Here is a 3,144-nt window from a genome sequence, read left to right as displayed (position 1 = left end):
AAAAAACGACTGTCTTACCAGCAAGATCTTTAATGGAATGATCTTCCGGAAAAAGCACTTCTACTGTTTTATTGTCACCTGCTTTTATCCCTAAAAGATTATCCTTGACTCCTGGGAAAATATCCTCTGTTCCTAAAATAAATTGAACATTTTTCCCACACTGATCTTTCAGAATTTCGCCATCTACACTAAGATCGTAGTCTACTGTAATTCTATCACCAACCTCAGATATTCCTTCTTTTACCTCGAATGCAAGATTCTTCTCCGCAATCTTGAGCATCTGTTTATCCGTTTCTTGTTCATCAATCTCACAAACTTCTCGAACTATCTGCAAGTCATCAAAAGATTTGATCTCAACAACTGGAAAAACCTCATACGATATAGTAAATTTCAGATCCGTAGATCCCTCTAATAGCCTTGTTATCTCTTCTTTCTCTTCATTAAGTTTGATTTGTGGCTGAAGAGAAGTTCTCTCATCTCGTTTACTCAAAATATCCGATGTCGTCTCTTTAATAATCTCATCAACAATCTCAGATAGAATAGATTTCCCATACATCGCTTTAATATGAGACATTGGCACCTTACCTAGACGAAAACCTTTAATACGAGCTTTGTTCTTTATATCCTCTAAACGCTCATTAATTCTCCCCATCAATTGAGCAGATGATACAACTACCTCTAACTCTCTTTTTAAACCTTCTACGATAGTCTCAATAACTTGCATCTTTAAAATCCCAACCCAAAACCACATTACACAGGAAAAACGATTTTTTTGCAAAAATCATCAAAATATTTTCCAATAGAAAATCTACTCAAAACCTAACATGAGAGAAAGTTCATCTTTTAAACTTATATCCAATATAAATCTGGAAAGATCCATAGCAGATCACACATACCGCGAACAACATAAAGCTCAAAAAACAAAGAATCTCTATTCTTTAAAGCGCATAACTTCATAGATCAACCTGTCGAACAAAAATAGATATACTCCCCTCTGATATCGCAGAAAAAACCAGACAGCAAGCAATTTTCCTATAAAAGAATATGTCAGGAATCATTAATGTCCATTCGAAGACCATGCAAACTTGTTGTTTGCAATGCTCTTGCGAATGATCGATTTAAAACCGATCATCTTATCTAACAAATCCCCAAATATTTTCTTGTATAGAAAAACATGAGATATTCCTACTCTCATTTGAAATCAATAAATACCTGCAAAATCAACAAGAAAAAACCATCATCTCCAAAACATATCTTTAATATTCTCTGAAAATTGATTGGTCCTGCAAAGAACAAACATAGCTATATCACTTCATCACTTATACTTCTTTGATTGAGTTCTGGATCCGCTAGTTTTGTATAAATTGAGGAAAGGAGATGGCTGACGCAAACTAGTTAGGACGCCTGGACTTAAAAGAATCACTAAAAAAACACCTATTATCAAAGATATAGAATGATCTACATTGCTAGACACATAGTGGGAATTAAAGACTAAATCCAATAAATTTAAATCACATAATATTTCCGCACCACCAATCACTACGATAACAGCTCCGACAATACCAGAAAGAGATGTCATCCCGCCAAGAATAACGATAGATAAAATAATGATTCCTTCGGAAATTTCGAAAAAATATGGGGAAACAAATTCCCGCCACGCAACCAATAAGGCACCACATAATCCTCCGAACATTGCACTTATAGCAAATGCGGACAACTTATAAAAAATGACATTTTTTTTGAAAGAATTAAAAGACGACTGATTATCGCGCATATATTTCCAAAAATTCCCAATGGACATATGGCGCAACCGTTTAATAATCCATGCAGATAAAAAACATAGAGCAAATAATATGTAATATAAGAAAATCTTAAAATAAATAGGCGAAGACGGAAGGTGGAATATACTTGCAAAGCCACCACGACTATTATCAAATTTTATTCCAAAAAATGTTAATCTATTAACGACATGAATCCCGTAGGTTCCATGTGTTAATGATTCCCATTGAATCAAAACATATTTGGCAATAGAAGCTATGCCTAGTGTGATAAGCGCTAAATAATCCCCTCGAAACTTAAGGGAAGGCAAACCAGATACTATTCCAAAAATCCCCGCAATTATCACAGATATAGGTAATGAAAAGAATATCGAAAGATCATATCGCATTCCCAAGATAGCATAAGAGTATGCACCGATAGCATACGCCATAACATAACTCAGATTGACCAATCCCGCAAAACCTACTGTAACACTCATGCCCCATGCTAGAAGCACATATAAGAGAACATGAATCCCCAAGTTATCTATATATTTTTGCGATTCCTGCGCACTAAAACAAAAAACAAGAATTAGAGGGTATATGGCTCCAAAGAGGCATATAAACCTAAAAATATTTTTTTGAGAAAAACCAAATCTTGATATAAGTGCGAACATTGTATGCTAATCTCACTCCCGAAAATACAAAACACTCTTGAAGGAAAACCTTTCTAAAAACCCAAACCAATAAAGAGCTTAGGCAAGACATAAAACCGTATTCCCAGCATCTCTTCTATAACTCTCAAATAGAATACCTTGATCTTAGAATCGAAAGGTCACCTCGCCTGAATACAGAAGTCATACTAATATACTATAATTATAATAATTACTTAAAAAAATCCATTATATCTGCTATTTAAAATTTATAGTCTCTAAATATCCAACTTATTTTCATTAACTTATATGCTAATAAGGAGAATAAAAACAAAAATGAACCATATTTATATTGAGAAACAAACAGGTTAAATGATTTTATAAAGTTTCCATTCTAGCATTGATCGAAAGGTCACCCCACCTGAATATAGAAGTCATACGAAGACACTTTAATTATAATAATTACTTAAAACAATCTATTATATCCGTTTTTTAAACTTTATAGCCTCGGAATATCCCAACTTATTTTCATTAACGTGAGAGGGCGTTGCCCTCATTCGATATGATTGCGATCCTGTGGATAGCAAGAGTGATTGAGGATAATGGTATTCGTCTCATTTTATTTTATATCTTTATACGAGAGATATCGCATCGCTGCTTTTTGGGGATAATATGCTCGGAATAAAATTATATACCTATCGTCTTTCTTCCTGAGGCAATAGAAGGGCTATTGC

The 3,144-nt window shown here is 34.0% G+C and carries 2 protein-coding genes; both read right to left on the bottom strand.

Annotated features, from left to right (window positions below; translation table 11 throughout):
* Positions 1-724 (bottom strand): trigger factor (gene tig, locus H0G72_RS00980; RefSeq protein WP_182016725.1); only part of this gene is annotated, 724 nt, incomplete at its 3' end.
* Positions 725-1,315: 591 nt separating this feature from the next.
* A complete protein-coding gene (locus H0G72_RS00975) occupies positions 1,316-2,434 on the bottom strand; it encodes a branched-chain amino acid ABC transporter permease (protein ID WP_182016723.1) in 1,119 nt (372 codons plus the stop codon).
* Between the last annotated feature and the right edge of the window lie 710 nt (positions 2,435-3,144).

The sequence above is a fragment of the Candidatus Liberibacter sp. genome (genome assembly GCF_014048425.1).
Classification (GTDB): Bacteria; Pseudomonadota; Alphaproteobacteria; order Rhizobiales; family Rhizobiaceae; genus Liberibacter.
Note: the sequence above shows the minus strand (reverse complement) of the source record. Positions and strands in the feature narration are given on the sequence as shown.

Coding starts and splice junctions, on each gene's coding strand:
- H0G72_RS00975 (WP_182016723.1), bottom strand. CDS start 2,434: ATGTTCGCACTTATATCAAGATTTGGTTTTTCTCAAAAAAATATTTTT.